Here is a 16,647-nt window from a genome sequence, read left to right as displayed (position 1 = left end):
GTATCCGTCGTTTTTGGTGGATTCAAGGACGATAGATAATCGCCGAACCCCACGACAGTCCGACACCGAAACCACTGATCGCGATGCGATTCCAGTCGGAATCAAGCACGTGCTTCTCCAGCAGCAACGGCACACTGGACGACACGGTGTTACCGGTCTCGACCATGTCCTTGATGAACTTCTCCGGCTCGCCTTCGAAGCGCCGCGCCACGGCGTCGACAATCGCCGCACTGCCCTGGTGGATGCAGAAGGCATCGATGTCATCGGCCTTGAGACCGGAATCGTCGAGCAGTTCGTGAAGATGCGCCGGCACTTTGAGCAGCGCGAAGTTGAACACCTGACGCCCGTTCATGAAGAACACGCCATCGGTGACTTTCAGGTGCGGTGCGCCGGAACCGTCGGTGCCGAACTTGGCCTTGCCCAGCGCCCAGACCGGATCTTCGCCCATCCAGGTGGCGGTGGCGGCGTCGCCGAACAACATGGTGGTGTTGCGGTCTTCCGGATCGACGATCTTCGAATACGGGTCAGCGGTGATCAGCAGGCCGTTCTTCAGGCCGGCGGCTTCCATGAAGCCCTTGATCGCGTAGATGCCGTAGACGTAACCGGAGCAGCCCAGGGAAATATCAAACGCCGCGACATGGGTCGGCAGGCCAAGCTTGTCCTGCACGATTGCAGCAGTATGCGGCAAGCCTTCTTCGTCACCGTTCTGGGTCACGACGATCAGCGCATCGATGGATTCACGTTTCAGCTCAGGGTTGTTGGCAAACAGCGCATTGGCCGCTTCAACGCACAGATCGGACGTTTCCTGTTCTGCGTCTTTACGTGGCAGGAAGGCCGAACCGATCTTGCCGAGGATGAATTCTTCATCCTTCTCGAATTTTGCACCTTGTGCGTAATTGTCCACGCCGGCTACAGGAACGTAGCTCGCAATGCTTTTTATGCCAATCATTACGGCTTCCCAATAATAAACAGCCCAATACCACCGCTCGCAAGGATTCGAGGGGCGCCGACAAACAGAAAAACGGCCGCCACAAAGGGCAGCCACGGGGAGCGCAAAGGGCTATCACTGGAACCGATAACGGGCCAGGCGCCATCTCCCCGGTCAATACAATACAGTGAAGATGCGCGTTATGACTCGCAGGTCACGCTATTTTGCCGAATCGGTGCAGATCGGGTTATTCGACCAGCGACCAGTCCAGTGGCGTGCCGCGTTTGATCGGCGCGCGCGCGCGGCGGCCGAGGACGGCATCGGTGTGCCTGGGCGGCAGACCGAGACCGGGACGAATGGCGCGCACATTGGCCGCCGTAAAGGGTTCACCGGCCGCCATATCGGCCGTGACGTACAGCGACCGACGGTAAACCAGCGACTTCTGCTCAGCCTCGGTCACGCCGTAATGTACCTGGCCCATGGCCTGCCAGGCGCGTTCGGTCTCGACCACCAGGCTGGCCAGCTCCGCCGGCTCCAGTGAGAAACTGGCGTCCACGCCACCGGCTGAACGGTCGAGGGTAAAGTGTTTTTCCACCACCGTGGCGCCGAGGGCCACCGCCGCCACCGATACGCCGACACCCATCGAATGATCGGACAGCCCGACCTCACAGCCAAACAGCTCACGCAAATGCGGGATCGTGCGCACGTTGCTGTTGATCGGGGTCGCCGGGTAAGTGCTGGTGCATTTGAGCAGTACCAGATCCTTGCACCCGGCCTCGCGGGCAGCGCGCACGGTTTCGTCGAGTTCGGCGATGCTGGCCATGCCGGTGGAAATGATCAGCGGTTTGCCGGTCGCTGCGACACGGCGAATCAACGGCAGATCGGTATTCTCGAAACTGGCGATCTTGTAAGCCGGCACATCGAGGCTTTCGAGGAAATCCACGGCGCTGTCGTCGAACGGCGTCGAAAACGCGAGCATGCCCAGTTCCCTGGCCCGGGCGAAGATCGGCGCATGCCATTCCCAGGGCGTGTGGGCCTTTTCATACAGGTCGTAGAGCGAGGTACCGGCCCACAGACTGTTCGGATCCTTGATGAAGAATTCGCCTTCAGCCAGATCCAGGGTCATGGTTTCGGCGGTGTAGGTTTGCAGCTTCAAGGCATGGGCACCGGCCTTTGCCGCCGCCTCGACAATCTGCAAGGCGACGTCCAGCGACTGGTTATGGTTGCCGCTCATTTCGGCGATGATGAACGGCGGCGCATCGGCACCGATCCGGCGGTTGCCGATCTTGAAACTGCTCATTGACGGGATTCCTTCAAAACCTTGGTGAACGCACAGGCACTCTGAGTGAACCCGGCGTCACGAAAAACATTCATCGAGGGCCGATTGGCCGGCAGCACCTGGGCGGTGATGGCGGTCATCTGCGGCCAATGCGCAGACACAAAAGCCTCACCCTGCGCCAGCAACGCCCTGCCCCAACCCAGACCGAAACGCCCCTCGAGCAGATACAGCGAAACCTCTGCCTCCAGGCCGCGCAAATCGTAGCGCAGGACGCCGACCGGGCCGTCATCTGCTTCGGCCACCAGCAACAACCGCTGAGGATTGCGCAGGCTCGCATCCAGCCAGTTCAGATGTTGCGACCAATCGATCACGCCGCTGTCCAGTGACCAGCGGCGCACCGCCTCCGCATTGCGCCCGTCGAACAACAATTGCGCGTCATCCGGCGTCGCCAGGCGCAACTTGAGCACCGCACCGACCAGTGCCGCCGCTACCCGCAACGCACCGCGCCCGTCGACCAGTTGTCGTGAACGCTCGGCCAGGCTCTGACGCAGATAAAAATTGTCGACGACAAAACCGATGGCATCACGCAGTTGCTCGACACTCACCTGCTCTCGCGCGCCCATAAACACATGCGCTCCGGCCGCCGCCATCACCTCGCCGTTGGCCTGCTGGTTGTTCGATACCGCAATGCAGATCGTCGGCAGGCCCAGAGCTGCACGCTCCCAACTGGTGCCGCCGCCGGCACCGATGAACAGGTCGGCCTCGGTCATACGCCGATGAAAATCGCTGACGAAGCTGTGCAGACGCCAGTGCGGCCGCGATTCGGCCAGCGCCTGCATCTCTGCCCAGGCCGGGTTGTCGGCGCCGGCGACGAAATCCACTTCAAGCGCCGAAAAATCCGCCAGCGCCAGCATCGCGTGATGGGTCTGGCGCGCCGCATCGAAACCGCCGAAATTCACCAGTACCCGACGCGCCGCGGGTTTGATCTCGATGGTCGGGCCGCTGAATTCTTCACGCAGCATGGCAAAGCGCGGGCCGAGCAGCGTCCGGCACCCGGCGGGCAGCAGCGGCTGATAGTTTTCGCTGAGCCCCGACAGATTCTGATTGAGCAGCAGATCCACGCTGTAGCGACGGGTCGCCAGATCGTCGACGGCGGCGATCCTTGGGGCAAAACGACGGGCAGCGGTCTGCCAGTGATGATCGAGGCCGTAATGGTCGGCGATCACCCAGTCAAACTCAGGCTGCCCTTCCAGTTGCATTGCCAGCGCATCGATATCCGCCTGCCACGGCAGCATCGATTCGATGGCCTGCTCCGGGTCTTCACCGGCATAGCGATCCGGCAACGCGAAGGTCTCGAAGCCTTCGCTCTGCAACGCATCGAGCCGATGGCCGGGCAACCGACGGCAGGCGAACGCGACATGGCTGCCTTGCGTGCGCAGTACTCGCGCCAGCGTCAGGCACCGGGCGATATGGCCGCTGCCGATGGTCGGCGAGGCGTCAGCGCGGATCAGTACTCTCATTGCAGCTCTCCGCCAGCCTTGAGGGCGGCGTAAAGGTATTCAGCGCGTTTCCAGTCTTCGACGGTATCGATGTCCTGCACCAGATACCGGGGCAGGATCACCGGCAGGCTGGCCGACGAATACAGCACCTCGCCCCCCAGCCACGCTTCGCTGCGCCCCCAATAGAACTGGCCGGCATCCTGAAAGGCAGCCGGCAGATCCTGTGAACGGGTATTGCGAAATTCGGGGTACAACGCCGTCAACGCACCCTGTCCGTCGAGGGTCAAGGCGCGCTGCACCGGAAAGCCGAAATCGGTGACTGAAAAAGCAAAGGACTTGTCCGGATGCTGCGCCAGCAATTCAAAGCCCTGACGCAGAAACCGCGCCTGCAACAACGGCGCGGTGGCGTACACACAGCAGGCGTAATCGAAGGCCGGCAGTTGCTGCAAGGCATGCACGATCACCGCTGCGGTGCCGGTGAAATCATCGGCCAACTGCGCCGGACGCATGAACGGCACGTCAGCACCGTTGGCCCGCGCCACGTCGGCGATCTCTGCATCGTCGGTGCTGACCACCACCTGCTCGAACAACCCTGAATCAAGGGCGATGCGTATCGAGCGGACAATCATCGGCACACCGTCGAACGGTTTGAGATTCTTGCGCGGGATGCGTTTACTGCCCCCGCGGGCCGGGATGATTGCGACGTTGTTCAAGGACGTTTTTCCAGCAGGAACCAAGTGATGTCGTCCACCGGAAATTGCGGATCGCGGTGATAACCGAAGCCGTAATCCAGCAGTTGCAGATCAGGATAGCGATCGAGCATTTCCCCGGCGAAGTCGCGCTTGAACAGCTTGCCGCTGTTGCCGCGATAGGACACCTCCACCGGCGACGGATTGTAGTACTCGGCGATCAGGATGTAGCGCGAACTCAACTCATACAGTTGCGCATAGGCCGTCGCCAACAGCTCCGGCGCCAGATGGATCAGCACGCCTTTGCTCAGGGTCAGATCGTATTGGCGCTCACGGGGAAAGTCGAACAGCGAGCCGTGCCAGATGTTCGCAATCTCCAGCGCCCGGGCCTGGGCACAGGCGCTGGCGTTGATTTCGACTCCGAACAGTTCGCAGCGCGGCAACAGCTGACGCAATGCCTGCAAGTTGTTGCCGGCATTGGTGCCCAGTTCCAGCAGGCTGTCGATCCGCCCGGCCCGGGTCAGCGCCTTGGCGAACAACGCCAGATTGGCCGCCACCAGTGGCTGGCCGACGTTGCGGTCAACGTACTGGTTGCCGAACTCGCCCTGCCAGAATTGTTCCTGCTCGCTCAGATCACGCATTACCGTTTTCCATCCACCGCCGCGGCGGCAATCATTCAGTCAACCGACGCAATTGCTCGACCACGTAGTCCTGCTGCTGATCGCTCAGCAACGGAAACAGCGGCAGACTGATCGCTTCGGCGTAATAACGCTCGGCTTCGGGAAAGTCGCCCTCGGCAAAACCCAGGTCACGATAGTACGGCTGCAAATGCAGCGGAATGTAGTGCAGGTTCACGCCGATACCGGCGGCGCGCAAGCCTTCGAATACCTGACGGTGACTGAGGCTGATGCGCTCGGTCTGCAAACGCACCACATAAAGATGCCAGGCCGATTCGGCGTCCGGCTGGATGCTCGGCACGGTGACCGGCAGGTACGCCAGCAGACGGTCGTAACGCGCGGCGAGTTGCCGACGGCGTGCAATGAACTCATCCAGTTTTCTCAGCTGCGACAGGCCCAGCGCGGCTTGCAGATCGGTGATCCGGTAATTGAAGCCCAGCTCGACCTGCTGGTAGTACCAAGGGCCGTGGCTGGGCTCGGCCATCTGCTGCGGATCGCGGGTCATGCCGTGGCTGCGCAGGCGTTGCAGGCGCTCGGCCAGTTCCGGGCGATTGGTCAGCACCATGCCGCCCTCGCCGCTGGTGATGATCTTCACCGGGTGGAAGCTGAACACGGTCATCGCGGCAAATTCACCGCAACCCACCGGGCGTCCGGCATAGCTTGCGCCGACCGCGTGGGACGCATCTTCGATCACGGTAAAGTTGTAGCGCTCGGCCAGTTCGGCAATCCGTCGCATGTCGCAGCTCTGCCCGGAGAACGCCACCGCCACCAGCACTTTGGGCAGCGTACCGTCGCGTTCGGCAGCATCGAGTTTGTTCGCCAGAACTTCGGCATCGAGGTTCCAGGTCAGCGGATCGATGTCCACGAAATCCACGTCGGCACCGCAATAACGGCCGCAGTTGGCCGACGCGAGAAAGGTGTTCGGCGTGGTCCACAAACGATCACCCGGGCCCAGCCCCGCCGCCACGCAGGCAATGTGCAACGCCGCGGTGGCATTGCACACCGCCACGGCGAAATCGGCCTGACAACGCTCGGCCACCGCCTGCTCGAAGCGTTCGATGGTCGGGCCTTGAGTGAGCCAGTCGGACTGCAACACCTCGACAACCGCGTCGATATCCGTCTGATCGAGACTTTGCCGACCGTAGGGAATCATACCGACAGCTTCGCGTGCAGGTCGGCGATCTGCCCCACCGAGAGGAAGTGCGGGTTGGTGTCGGAGCGGTACTCGAAATCTTCGCCGACCGGCACGCCACGTTCACCGAGTTTGTCCTCGGCAAAATCCACGTCGACGCTGGTAAAACGAATCGACGGCTGGATCGTGTAGTGATCGGCAAATTCCAGGGTCATCCGCGCATCGTCCAGCGGCACCATCAGCTCGTGCAGTTTCTCGCCGGGACGGATGCCGACGTTCTTGTGCGGCAGGTGCTCGGCCATTCCCCGCGCCAGATCGACCACGCGAATCGACGGAATCTTCGGCACGAACACTTCGCCGCCGTGCATCCGCGCAAAACTATCGAGCACGAACTGCACGCCGTGATCGAGGGTGATCCAGAAGCGGGTCATGCGCTCGTCGGTGATCGGCAGTTCCTGCGCGCCGTCAGCGATCAGCTTGCTGAAAAACGGCACCACCGAGCCGCGCGAACCGGCGACGTTGCCGTAGCGCACCACGGCGAAACGCGTCTGCTGTTCGCCGGCGATATTGTTGGCCGCAACGAACAACTTGTCCGACAGCAACTTGGTGGCGCCGTACAGGTTGATCGGGCTCGCGGCCTTGTCGGTGGACAGCGCGACGACTTTCTTCACGCCGTTGTCGATGGCGGCAGCGATGATGTTTTCCGCGCCGTTGACGTTGGTGCGGATGCATTCGGTCGGGTTGTACTCCGCCGCCGGCACCTGCTTCAACGCCGCAGCATGCACCACGTAATCAATGCCGCGCATGGCCTGACGCAGACGATCGGCGTCGCGCACGTCACCGAGGAAGTAACGCATGCACGGCGCGTTGAACGTCTGCTGCATTTCGTACTGTTTAAGCTCATCCCGGGAGAACACCACCACGCGCTTGGGCTGGTATTGCTCGAGCAGGCGCGCAATGAACTTGCGCCCGAACGAGCCGGTGCCGCCGGAGATGAAAATCGATTTTCCGTTGAACATGTCTTGAGTCTCGTTCCCTGTCGACCTAGGCGATCAACTGTGCCCAGTTCAGCGAAGCACTGTCGTTCAAAACAAAGCCTTTGCCGATCAGGCTCAGGTTGGCGTTGTAGGCCTGATCCCCGGCGAAAGTCGCCGCCCATTTTTCCTGCAATGCAGCCAGTGCCTGGCCTGCCTGATCGATCTCGCCCTGATGGATGACTTGCACCGATGGCGTCCAGACGGTCAGGTAACCGGCCTGGCCGGCCTTCAGGCACAGGTCGACATCGCTGAAGCCGGCAGCGAACGTGCTGTCGTCCAGACCGCCCAGAGCCTCGAACAATTCTTTGCGCACCATCAGGCATACGCTCGAAACCGCCGAGTAGTTCTGATCTACGGACAACCGGTACAGATAGCCTTCGGCATCGTGTTTCTCGCCGACGAATGCCGAACCGACGCCACCGTTCATGCCCAGGATCAGGCCGGCCTGGCTGACCTTGCCGTCGCGGTCGACCAGTTTCGGGCCAACTACGCCGACTTCCGGACGCAGAGCATGGTTGAGCAGCGAGTCGAGCCAGTTCGGGTTGACCACTTCGGCGTCCGCCGCCAACAGCACCAGGAACTCGCCCTGAGCTTGCTGGCTGGCCGCGTTGCACAGTGCGGGCGCGCTGAGCGATTGATCAGCACGCAGCACACTGACTTTCGGATGCTGATAAGTCCCGAGCCAGTCATTGACCTCGGCCGATTGAGAAGCCTTGGTTGCAATCAGGATTTCGTACTTGTGATAACGGGTGCGCAACAGCACACCTTCCAGGCAACGTTGCAGAGCAGGCAGATCGTCCCCGGCCGCTATAACGATCGACACCAGAGGACGATCGCTGTGGTGATAATCGATCTGGTAAACACCCGGCAGCGCCGACGTGACCTTGGCTTTGTAACCGCGGTTGCCTAGATGACGCAGCAATGCCAGACGCTCATGGGCGTTCTCTTCCAGCTGTGGTGCCTGAGTGATCAGCAGCGGTTCATCGAGGTGCGCCAGGCAGTTCAGGCCACCTTGCTCAATGATGCGCAGTAGCAGGTCGAACTCCAGCGCCTTGCTGAAATCGGCTCGGTAGCCGTCGACTTCCAGCAGCACTTCACGCCGGACCAGCCAGTGCCGCGCCATCAGGCCCGGCAGGCTCAGCAACAGGTCGAGATTGAAGCCCGGACGGAACACGTCCATCAGCGCACCGTTTTCCCGTCGCTGGATCTCGTCCGTGGAAACGGCATTGATGCCGTCGGCATTCATCAAGTCCAGGCTGGCGCGCAAGAGGCCGCCGGCGGTGAACTCATCCCCCGCTTCGGCCAGAAGCAACCAGTCGCAAGGCGACTGACGAGCGCTCTGGTTAAGCTTGTCGACAAGATTGTCCGGCGTAACACGGACAAAGTGCAGGGTGTTCTGCGCAGTGGTCGCTGCCGGGGCGTCACCAGTGGTGAACACGACAATGCGGAACGCCTTGGATTGACCTTCGAGCAGGCTGTCGAGGCTGACCTGCAACTTGTCGATATCGTTATCCATGTCCACCAGGAAGATGCCGAACTGCGGGCCACCACCGTTGGCGGCCAGGTGTTCGGTAATCGACGCGATCTGCCCGGCATCCGCCTGACGCGACGCCAGCCACTTGAGCAGACGCCCGGACTGCATCTTGTCAAACACCTGCTGATGGTCGGCGACGGTCAACGCTTCCATGCGGGCGATCCAGTCACGCATCGTCTGCGCTTCGTCATCCTCGCCAGACAGTTCCAGTTGCACCGCCAGGCGTTTGGCGACGGTGCGGTTGAACGCGTTGAGGTCGTGGGCCTGCCACAGACGGTCGAGCACACTTTCAGGGGTATCGTTGTTGCGCGCCTCGATCAGATGCGCCTGACGGGTCCACACCCCTTCAAGACCTTCCAGTTGAATGCGGCCGGCCGGCATCGCGTGCAGCATGAATTCAAACTGCGCGAGGCGATCAAAGAACGCCTGGTTGTAGAACGGCATTTCGACGTACTGCAGAGGTCCGAAACGGCGATCCGGACGCTTGAGTTCCTGGTTCCAGGTGGACTGGATAATCAGCTCTGCCGTCAGGGCCCGATTGGTTTGAAGGCTGTCGACCATCGCCTCGAAACTTTTGAGGGCAAAGGCCTTGCCCTGCTCTGCATTCAGATCCTTGATACCTGTCGGCAATCGCGCCAGAAACTCGGCGAAGGCTTCGCGCTCGGCCACCGATTTAGGATCGATGTAAGTCAGCGAGTGGTACACCTCGGTGCTGTGCTCGGAGTTGCCATAGTTGATCTCCCGCACCACATACGGTATCGGCAGGATCCGTGCCTTGGCACTGGCCAGCAGGAAGTAAACATGGCCGATTTCCTGCCACTGGAAACTGGTGCCCGGCGGCAATGCCGAATGCCAGGTTTTCATCAGGTCGGTACGGGTCACCGCATAGAACGGCGGGATGTACTGACTCATGTAGTCCAGGACCCGATCCTGCGCCCGCTCGGACGCATAGTCCTCCTGCACTTTCTTGTCGCGACGGTAGTAGCTCACGCCACCGGCCAGTGTCAGGTACATCAGGCAGTAGCCGTGGCACATGCCGTAGTCGCGATTCGCCTCCAGGAAGCCCACCGACTCGGCGAGCGAATCGTGCAGGATGAAGTCGTCATCGGCTGCCAGCACCATGTATGGCGTGGTCAGTTGCTCCACGCCATAGGCCAGTTTGGCCTGCATGCCCCAATAGGCGAATTGCGGCACGTGGTGGTAATCGACCGAAGAAAAGTCGCCTTCAGGCCGCTCGGCGGTGGAGTCCAGCACCATGATTCTGCAGGGCAGGCTGCTGTAGTACTTGACCGCCCGACGCAGGAACGCCGGACGATTGTGCGTAATCAGCACCACGGTCAACAGCTCGTTGAGCGGTAGCGTCAATTCAGAACCGAACTTGCCTTGCATAACTTCTCTCCACAACCGGCGACTCGCCGAGACAACGCTTTTGTGATGTTGCGAATTAACGAACGCGACGCAGATAGCCGTCCGGCGCCACGGTGATCAGCAGCTTGTTCTGCAACTGAACATCGATCTCGAAATCCTTGTTTTCTTCCAGGTATTTCCACACGGCGGTCTTCGGGTTGTCGCCCGGGCCCCATGGACGATCCGGGAAGAAGTCGGCCGGCATGTCTTCAACCACGGTGTCCATCACCACGCAGTAGCTGTCGACCGAAACCAGTGGCGCGTAGAGGCGCAGCTCTTCGAGCACGTGGTCGTGGGTGTGGTTGGAATCGAGTACCAGAATGACTTTCTTGCCTTCGGCTGCCGCGCGTACCTGGGCAGCGATGGCCGGGTCGATGCTCGAACCTTCGATCATCTTGATGCGCTTGCTCATCGGATGGCTTTCGATGGCTTCGCGGTTGTGCGGGCGGATGTCCAGGTCAATGCCCAGCACTTCGCCGTGACCCTGCAGCTCCAGCAACGAGGCGTAGTAGATGATCGAACCGCCGTGGGCGATGCCGCACTCGATAACCAGATCCGGCTTCACCTGCCAGATGATTTCCTGCATGGCCATCATGTCTTGTGGCAGCTGGATGATCGGACGGCCCATCCACGAGAAGTGGTAGCTGTACTTGTGCTTGGCCGATTCGTTGAAGAAATCCCGGGCCAGGCCGGTGAGTTTCTGGTCGTCACCCTGTTGGGCGATCTGCTCGCGGCATTCGGCTTCGAAAGCTTTGTTGATGCTGTTGTCGGTCATTTTCAAAATCTCAAGGGTCACTGGAACGAAGCGCTGTCGACGGCGTGATAGACGTAACGTCCACCGGTCATCCGCTTGATCTCTTCGAGGTAATTGGAATTCATCACAAACAGGTTGGCGCCCTCGGGCAAGGCATCCATCGCCTCTTGCGGCGAGGACACCCGGGCGCCGCTCAGGGGCAGGTAACGCCCCTGCTTGGCCGGGTTGATGTCGACCACCCGGTCCACCGCCACGCCGGCGCGTTGCAGGAACAGCGAATAGATCACGCCCTTGGACGAGGCGCCCCAGATCGCCGAACCCTGCTCGGGCGCGCCCTGGATGATCTGCACCGCGCGCTCGAGGCTGGCAGTGAAATCGTCCGGCAATGCCAGGCGCGGCACCGGTTGTTCGGGGGTCAGGCGCAGCGTGGCAAGGTCAGCGACGATGTACAGGTATTGGCCACCGAACAGGTGACCGGCCTCGTGCACGGTGCCGAACATCCGGCGCAGGTCATCGAGGCGGAAATAATTGACGTGCTCGTAGAACAGGTCGAACCAGGCGCGGTGTTCGAGGATCCAGTCGAAGCACGGCACTTCGATGTAGATCTGCCCACCGCCCTGATTGGCTTCGGCGATCACCGCCAGAAAGCTCAGCGGATCCTGGATGTGTTCCAGCACGTGACGCAGCACGATGGCGTCCGCTTCCAGGCCCAGACCCCGGGTGAACGGGGCCTTGATCACGTCGGCATTCTCGCCTTCGTAGGCCGGGTCGATGCCGGTGATGCGGTAGCCCAGGCCTTTGAGCAGCTCGAGGAAATAACCTTTGCCGCAGCCGACTTCGATCAGCTCCTGACCCTTGAAGTGCCGGGCAATGATGCCTTCGACATCGCTCAGGTGTTTCTGGAACTGGCCGGAATGGGCCTGCTCGTTCTGGTAGTCGGCGTCGTAGCTGAGTTTGTCGGCATCGAACGCTGCATTGAAGATCAGCCCGCTGCGTTCATCCTGCACCAGCAGCATGTCGGCGCTGGCCGATGCCTTCGCCGATTCGGGATCGGCAAAGGTGCGGTTCTGCAACACCGGCAGGTCGGTAACCCGATACAACTCGTGCCTCATTGCGGCTCTCCCAATAACTGTTGCAAGCGCTCGGTCACCGCCCAGAACGCCAGCGGTTCGTGGGTGGGATACGGGTAGTGGCCGAGGTTCAGGGCGATGGTCGCGCCGCGCTCACGCACGCGCTGTTCAACCAGCGCCCGCACCGAAACCGGCTGGCCGCTGGCGCAGTTGAGCGTGCCGTCGAAATCGCGTTTGTGCAGGATCGCGGCGAGGTACGCGGTGGCCGTTTCAATTGCCAGGAAGTCCCGCAGCTGTTCGCCGGCCGACATGTTGAACGTCGCATCGCCGGCATCGATTGCCCGGTCCAGTGCCGCCAACAGACTGTTGGGGTTCTGCCCGGCGCCGTGCAGATAGAACAGCCGTGCCCATTGCAGGGTGAACGGATGCTCCTGCTGCAAATTTTGCAGAAACAGGTGCAGCGTGTGCTTGGCCAGCCCGTACGGATTGGCCGGCTGTGCGTCGTTCTGCTCGCTCAGCGGGCCGCTCTGCATGCCGTACTCGAAACAGGTGCCGGTCACCAGCACCTGCTTCACCCCCGCCTCTACCGCGCCTTTGATGAAGCGGTAGTCGGCCATCAGGTTGTGCTCGAAATGGAACAGCGCCCGGTAGTTCGGCAACCCCGGCCAGGCCAGGTGCGCGAGTGCATCGACGCCCTGGGTCAGCGCGCTGGCATCCAGATCCGCCGCGTGAATATCCGCGCTCACGAACTCGACGTCATTGATCCATGGCATGTCCGCGGCTTTTTGTGCATCACGCGCAACCGCCCGCACCGTGCACCCACGGGCCAGCAATGCCGCGACCAGGTGACGACCGACGAAGCCCGTGGCTCCGGTGACCAGGACTTTCACAGCACGCTCAACTCAGGCACGGCGATCACGAAGTGGCCGTCCCACTGACGCACCTGGGCCAACTGCTGGCTGACTTCGTGCAGCAGGTTCCACGGCAGCACCAGCACGTAATCCGGCTTCTCGATATCGATCTGCGCCGGCGCCACGATCGGAATGCGGCTGCCCGGCAAAAACTTGCCCTGTTTGTGCGGATTGGCGTCGGCGACCCAGGCCAGCAGATCCGGCTTGACCCCGGCGTAGTTGAGCAAGGTGTTGCCCTTGGCCGCAGCGCCGTAGCCGACCACACGCTTGCCATCGGCCTTGGCCTGCAACAGGAAGCGCAACAGGTCATGCTTGATGCGCTCGGCAGCCGGCGCCAGTGTTGCGTAGTACTCGGCAGTTTTCACCCCGGCGTCGAGTTCGGCCTGCAACTGCTGTTGCACGGCCGGCTGCACGGCGCGGCGTTGGCCGTCCTTGCGCTGGACGAACACCCGCAGCGAGCCGCCGTGGGTGCTCAACTGACTGACATCGAACACTTCCAGGCCATTGCGCTCGCACAACGTCTGCACAGCAGTCAGGGACAGGTAGGAATAGTGTTCGTGGTACAGCGTGTCGAACTGCGCGCCGGCCATCAGCGTCAGCAGTTGCGGGAATTCGAAGGTGGCGACGCCGGTCGGCTTGAGCAGCGTGGCGAAACCGCCGAGGAAATCGTTGATGTCCGGCACGTGAGCGAGCACGTTGTTGGCGGCCATCAGGTCGGCGGCCCAGCCTTCGCTTTTCAGCTGTGCGGCGGTGTCGCGACCGAAGAACAGTTCACGGATCTCCAGGCCTTTTTCCCGTGCCGCCTTCGCGGTGCTGTGGGTCGGCTCGACGCCCAGGCACTGAATGCCGCGACCGGCCACGTATTGCAGCAGGTAACCGTCGTTGGCAGCGACCTCGACAACCCGGCTTCCGGCAGTCAGGCCGAAGCGCTCGACCATCTCGGCCACATAACGCTCGGCGTGGGCCAGCCAGGTGCTAGAGAACGAACTGAAGTAGGCGTATTCGGCGTCGAACAGGCTGTCGGCGCTTGTGTAATCCTCGGTCTGGACCAGCCAGCATTGCTGGCAAACGGCAACCTTCAGCGGCACCCATTGTTCGGCCTGCTCCAGCCGATCGGCGTGCACGTAGGCGTTGGACGGTGGCGAGGTGCCGAGGTCGATCAGCGGCAGGCTCAGCGGTGCGGCGCACCCACGGCAGTTCATAGACGCACTCCAGCAAAGTGTTGATCGAGCGCGGGATGGCTGGAATCACGCGCTGACAAATTATTGACAGGCAACGGCCAGGCGATCGCCAGCCGTGGATCATTCACCGACAGACCGCCCTCGTGCTCCGGCGCGTAATCGGCGCTGTGCAGGTAAAGCAGTTCGGCATCGTCGGTGAGGGTCTGGAAACCGTGGGCGAAACCGGCGGGGATCAACAGGCTGCGACCATCGCCGGCCTTCAGGTGCTCGGCGTGCCAGTGCAGGAAGGTCTCGGAATCCGGGCGCAGGTCCACCGCCACATCCCACACTTCGCCGCGCAGGCAGGTGATCAGTTTGGCTTCCGGCGCGTTGGCGTTCTGGTAATGCAGACCGCGCACGCTGCCCTTCTCGCGGGTGCAGGAATGGTTGATCTGGCGGATGTGGAATTCGCTGCCGAACGCTTTCAGGCTGCCCTCGCAGAACAGCCGTGCGAAGTGCCCGCGCTGATCTTCGAAGCGTTTGTGCTGGACGCTGAATAACCCGGCCAGCGGTAACTGTTTCAAGGAAAACTCGCTCACAGCGCGCCCCGGTACAGGTTCAATTGGCCGAGGGTCACGGTGCGCATGTCGTCGCCGTTCTGCCACGCCAGATGCCAGTCGAGGGTCTGGGTCAGGCATTGCTGCAACGACCAGCGCGGTTGCCAGCCCAGCACCTGACGCGCGCGACTGCTGTCCAGACGCAGCAGGCCGGCTTCGTGCAAGTCACTCTTTTCGATACGCAGGCCACGGGCCTGAGGCCAGCGGTGGGCGAGCAGTTCGACCACTTCGCCGACGCTGCACATGTCCGCTTCACCCGGACCGAAGTTCCACGCCCCGGCGTATTCCGGGCCTTGTTCGTAGAGCCCGGCGGCCAGTTGCAGGTAGCCGGCCAGCGGCTCCAGCGCGTGTTGCCAGGGACGTACGGCTTGCGGGTAGCGCAGGGTCACCGGCTCGTCTGCGGACCAGGCTTTCAGTACATCGGGAATCAGACGCTCCGGCGCGAAATCACCGCCGCCCAGCACGTTGCCGGCGCGGGCGGTGGCCAGCGCCAGGCCGTGTTCGGCGTACTTGTCCGCCGGAAAAAAGGATGCCGCATAAGACTGCGCCAGCAACTCGCAGCAGGCCTTGCTGCTGCTGTAAGGGTCGTGGCCACCGAGGGCTTCGTCTTCGCGATACGGCCACAGCCATTCCTTGTTGGCGTAGACCTTGTCGGTGGTCACCAGCACACAGGCCCGCACGCAACCGACCTGACGAATCGCTTCGAGCAGGTTCAGGGTGCCCATGACGTTGCTGGAATAAGTGCCGAGCGGATCGCGATAGCCTTCGCGCACCAGCGGCTGGGCCGCCAGGTGCAGGACGATCTCCGGCTCGGTGTCGGCGATGATCTCGAGCAAGGCGCCGAGGTCCCGCAGATCGCCGCGCTGATCGTTGATGCCTTCGCTCACGCGCGCCAGTTCGAACAGGCTCGGTTCGGTCGAAGGATCCAGGGAAAAACCGCTGACTTGCGCGCCGAGGCTTTGCAGCCACAGGGTCAGCCAGCTGCCCTTGAAACCGGTGTGACCGGTGACCAGAACCCGCTTGCCGCGCCAGAACTCCGGACTCAGACCCATTGCTTCCATGGGGCCTCCCCGCTCTGCCACAGCGCTTCGAGATGGTTCTTGTCGCGCAGGGTGTCCATTGGCTGCCAGAAACCTTCGTGCTCGAAGGCTTTCAGTTGTTCGTCCTGGGCCAGTTGCGCCAGCGGTTCGGCTTCCCAGGTGGTTTCATCGCCGGCGATGTACGACAGCACTTTCGGCGACAGCACGAAGAAGCCGCCATTGATCCAGCCACCGTCGCCCCGCGGTTTTTCGGTGAAGCCGAGTACCTGATCGCCCTGCCTCTCAAGGGCGCCGTAGCGGCCCGGTGGCTGCACGGCGGTGACGGTCGCCAGACGGCCGTGGTTCTTGTGATAGTCGACCAGTTGCGCGATGTTGATGTCGGAGACGCCGTCGCCATAGGTGAAGCAGAACGCTTCTTCGTCCTTGAGGTAACGGCCGGCACGCAGCAGACGGCCACCGGTCATGGTTTCCTCGCCGGTGTCGATCAGGGTGACGCTCCACGGCTCGCTGTAGTTCTGGTGAACGTCCATGCGGTTGTTGCGCATGTCGAACGTGACGTCAGAGGTGTGCAGGAAGTAATTGGCGAAGAAGTCCTTGATCGCGTAGCCCTTGTAGCCGAGGCAGATCACGAAGTCGTGGATTCCGTGGGCGGAATACTGCTTCATGATGTGCCAGAGAATTGGCTTGCCGCCGATCTCGATCATTGGCTTGGGCTTGAGGTGCGACTCTTCACTGATGCGCGTGCCGAGGCCACCCGCCAAAATAACTGCCTTCATCGTCTCCCCTCTTCTACGTCACAGGGCTCGGCCTCGCTGTTGCAGGCCTTTGCGGCTGAACCTTGCCAGTCCGGGCGCAGGTCAATGACCGCGAGCGCTCGTTTTATGGCGATTTGAGGGGGACTTGCAGGAAACGC

15 protein-coding genes are annotated in these 16,647 nt (G+C 61.8%); all 15 read right to left on the bottom strand.

Annotated features, from left to right (window positions below; genetic code table 11):
• Window positions 1–22 precede the first annotated feature (22 nt).
• Window positions 23–949: a ketoacyl-ACP synthase III gene (locus AC1MDC_RS19750; RefSeq protein WP_227234836.1), complete on the bottom strand. Its 927-nt coding sequence runs from the start codon at window positions 947–949 to the stop codon at window positions 23–25.
• Between the two features lie 226 nt (window positions 950–1,175).
• Complete coding sequence (pseI, locus tag AC1MDC_RS19745) at window positions 1,176–2,228, bottom strand: pseudaminic acid synthase (RefSeq protein WP_480393533.1); 1,053 nt, start codon at window positions 2,226–2,228, stop codon at window positions 1,176–1,178.
• Window positions 2,225–3,727 (bottom strand): UDP-2,4-diacetamido-2,4,6-trideoxy-beta-L-altropyranose hydrolase, encoded by a 1,503-nt coding sequence (pseG, locus tag AC1MDC_RS19740; protein ID WP_480393532.1) that lies wholly within the window; start codon window positions 3,725–3,727, stop codon window positions 2,225–2,227. Before pseG ends, pseI begins: the two co-directional genes overlap by 4 nt.
• Window positions 3,724–4,419, bottom strand: coding sequence for a pseudaminic acid cytidylyltransferase (pseF, locus tag AC1MDC_RS19735; protein WP_480393531.1), 696 nt, complete (start codon window positions 4,417–4,419; stop codon window positions 3,724–3,726). Before pseF ends, pseG begins: the two co-directional genes overlap by 4 nt.
• Window positions 4,416–5,036, bottom strand: coding sequence for a pseudaminic acid biosynthesis-associated methylase (locus AC1MDC_RS19730; protein ID WP_085699487.1), 621 nt, complete (start codon window positions 5,034–5,036; stop codon window positions 4,416–4,418). Before AC1MDC_RS19730 ends, pseF begins: the two co-directional genes overlap by 4 nt.
• Before the next feature lie 31 nt (window positions 5,037–5,067).
• Window positions 5,068–6,225 carry a UDP-4-amino-4,6-dideoxy-N-acetyl-beta-L-altrosamine transaminase gene (gene pseC, locus AC1MDC_RS19725; RefSeq protein WP_480393530.1) on the bottom strand — a complete coding sequence of 386 codons (1,158 nt, stop codon included), beginning with the start codon at window positions 6,223–6,225 and terminating at the stop codon, window positions 5,068–5,070.
• Window positions 6,222–7,223, bottom strand: a complete 1,002-nt coding sequence (pseB, locus tag AC1MDC_RS19720; RefSeq protein ID WP_480393529.1) for a UDP-N-acetylglucosamine 4,6-dehydratase (inverting) — start codon at window positions 7,221–7,223, stop codon at window positions 6,222–6,224. Before pseB ends, pseC begins: the two co-directional genes overlap by 4 nt.
• 25 nt (window positions 7,224–7,248) lie before the next feature.
• Entirely contained in the window at window positions 7,249–10,164 is a 2,916-nt protein-coding gene (locus AC1MDC_RS19715; protein WP_480393528.1) for a glycosyltransferase family 2 protein, read from the bottom strand.
• A gap of 55 nt (window positions 10,165–10,219) precedes the next feature.
• Entirely contained in the window at window positions 10,220–10,957 is a 738-nt protein-coding gene (locus tag AC1MDC_RS19710) for a cephalosporin hydroxylase family protein (RefSeq protein ID WP_007958324.1), read from the bottom strand.
• Between the two features lie 17 nt (window positions 10,958–10,974).
• Window positions 10,975–12,048, bottom strand: coding sequence for a class I SAM-dependent methyltransferase (locus tag AC1MDC_RS19705; RefSeq protein ID WP_085699495.1), 1,074 nt, complete (start codon window positions 12,046–12,048; stop codon window positions 10,975–10,977).
• Window positions 12,045–12,896: an NAD-dependent epimerase/dehydratase family protein gene (locus AC1MDC_RS19700; RefSeq protein WP_480393527.1), complete on the bottom strand. Its 852-nt coding sequence runs from the start codon at window positions 12,894–12,896 to the stop codon at window positions 12,045–12,047. The genes AC1MDC_RS19705 and AC1MDC_RS19700 overlap by 4 nt, the downstream gene beginning before the upstream one ends.
• On the bottom strand, window positions 12,893–14,119 hold the full coding sequence (locus AC1MDC_RS19695) for a methyltransferase domain-containing protein (protein ID WP_480393526.1): 1,227 nt from the start codon (window positions 14,117–14,119) through the stop codon (window positions 12,893–12,895). The genes AC1MDC_RS19700 and AC1MDC_RS19695 overlap by 4 nt, the downstream gene beginning before the upstream one ends.
• Complete coding sequence (gene rfbC / locus AC1MDC_RS19690) at window positions 14,116–14,676, bottom strand: dTDP-4-dehydrorhamnose 3,5-epimerase (RefSeq protein ID WP_085710436.1); 561 nt, start codon at window positions 14,674–14,676, stop codon at window positions 14,116–14,118. Before rfbC ends, AC1MDC_RS19695 begins: the two co-directional genes overlap by 4 nt.
• The gene (gene rfbG / locus AC1MDC_RS19685; RefSeq protein WP_085703333.1) at window positions 14,673–15,755 is read right to left on the bottom strand and encodes a CDP-glucose 4,6-dehydratase; all 1,083 of its coding nucleotides are present in this window, start codon (window positions 15,753–15,755) and stop codon (window positions 14,673–14,675) included. Before rfbG ends, rfbC begins: the two co-directional genes overlap by 4 nt.
• The gene (gene rfbF / locus AC1MDC_RS19680; RefSeq protein ID WP_480393525.1) at window positions 15,737–16,510 is read right to left on the bottom strand and encodes a glucose-1-phosphate cytidylyltransferase; all 774 of its coding nucleotides are present in this window, start codon (window positions 16,508–16,510) and stop codon (window positions 15,737–15,739) included. Before rfbF ends, rfbG begins: the two co-directional genes overlap by 19 nt.
• Window positions 16,511–16,647 lie beyond the last annotated feature (137 nt).

The sequence above is a fragment of the Pseudomonas sp. 1 genome, from assembly GCF_056626735.1.
The sequence above is the reverse complement of the archived record's forward strand: the minus strand, read 5'-3'. Positions and strand labels throughout refer to the sequence as shown.

Bases quoted from the DNA above. Each gene is read 5' to 3' on its own strand.
- AC1MDC_RS19750 (WP_227234836.1), bottom strand. From the start codon at position 949: ATGATTGGCATAAAAAGCATTGCGAGCTACGTTCCTGTAGCCGGCGTG.
- pseI (WP_480393533.1), bottom strand. From the start codon at position 2,228: ATGAGCAGTTTCAAGATCGGCAACCGCCGGATCGGTGCCGATGCGCCG.
- pseG (WP_480393532.1), bottom strand. From the start codon at position 3,727: ATGAGAGTACTGATCCGCGCTGACGCCTCGCCGACCATCGGCAGCGGC.
- AC1MDC_RS19730 (WP_085699487.1), bottom strand. From the start codon at position 5,036: ATGCGTGATCTGAGCGAGCAGGAACAATTCTGGCAGGGCGAGTTCGGC.
- pseC (WP_480393530.1), bottom strand. From the start codon at position 6,225: ATGATTCCCTACGGTCGGCAAAGTCTCGATCAGACGGATATCGACGCG.
- pseB (WP_480393529.1), bottom strand. From the start codon at position 7,223: ATGTTCAACGGAAAATCGATTTTCATCTCCGGCGGCACCGGCTCGTTC.
- AC1MDC_RS19715 (WP_480393528.1), bottom strand. From the start codon at position 10,164: ATGCAAGGCAAGTTCGGTTCTGAATTGACGCTACCGCTCAACGAGCTG.
- AC1MDC_RS19710 (WP_007958324.1), bottom strand. From the start codon at position 10,957: ATGACCGACAACAGCATCAACAAAGCTTTCGAAGCCGAATGCCGCGAG.
- AC1MDC_RS19705 (WP_085699495.1), bottom strand. From the start codon at position 12,048: ATGAGGCACGAGTTGTATCGGGTTACCGACCTGCCGGTGTTGCAGAAC.
- AC1MDC_RS19695 (WP_480393526.1), bottom strand. From the start codon at position 14,119: ATGAACTGCCGTGGGTGCGCCGCACCGCTGAGCCTGCCGCTGATCGAC.
- rfbG (WP_085703333.1), bottom strand. From the start codon at position 15,755: ATGGAAGCAATGGGTCTGAGTCCGGAGTTCTGGCGCGGCAAGCGGGTT.
- rfbF (WP_480393525.1), bottom strand. From the start codon at position 16,510: ATGAAGGCAGTTATTTTGGCGGGTGGCCTCGGCACGCGCATCAGTGAA.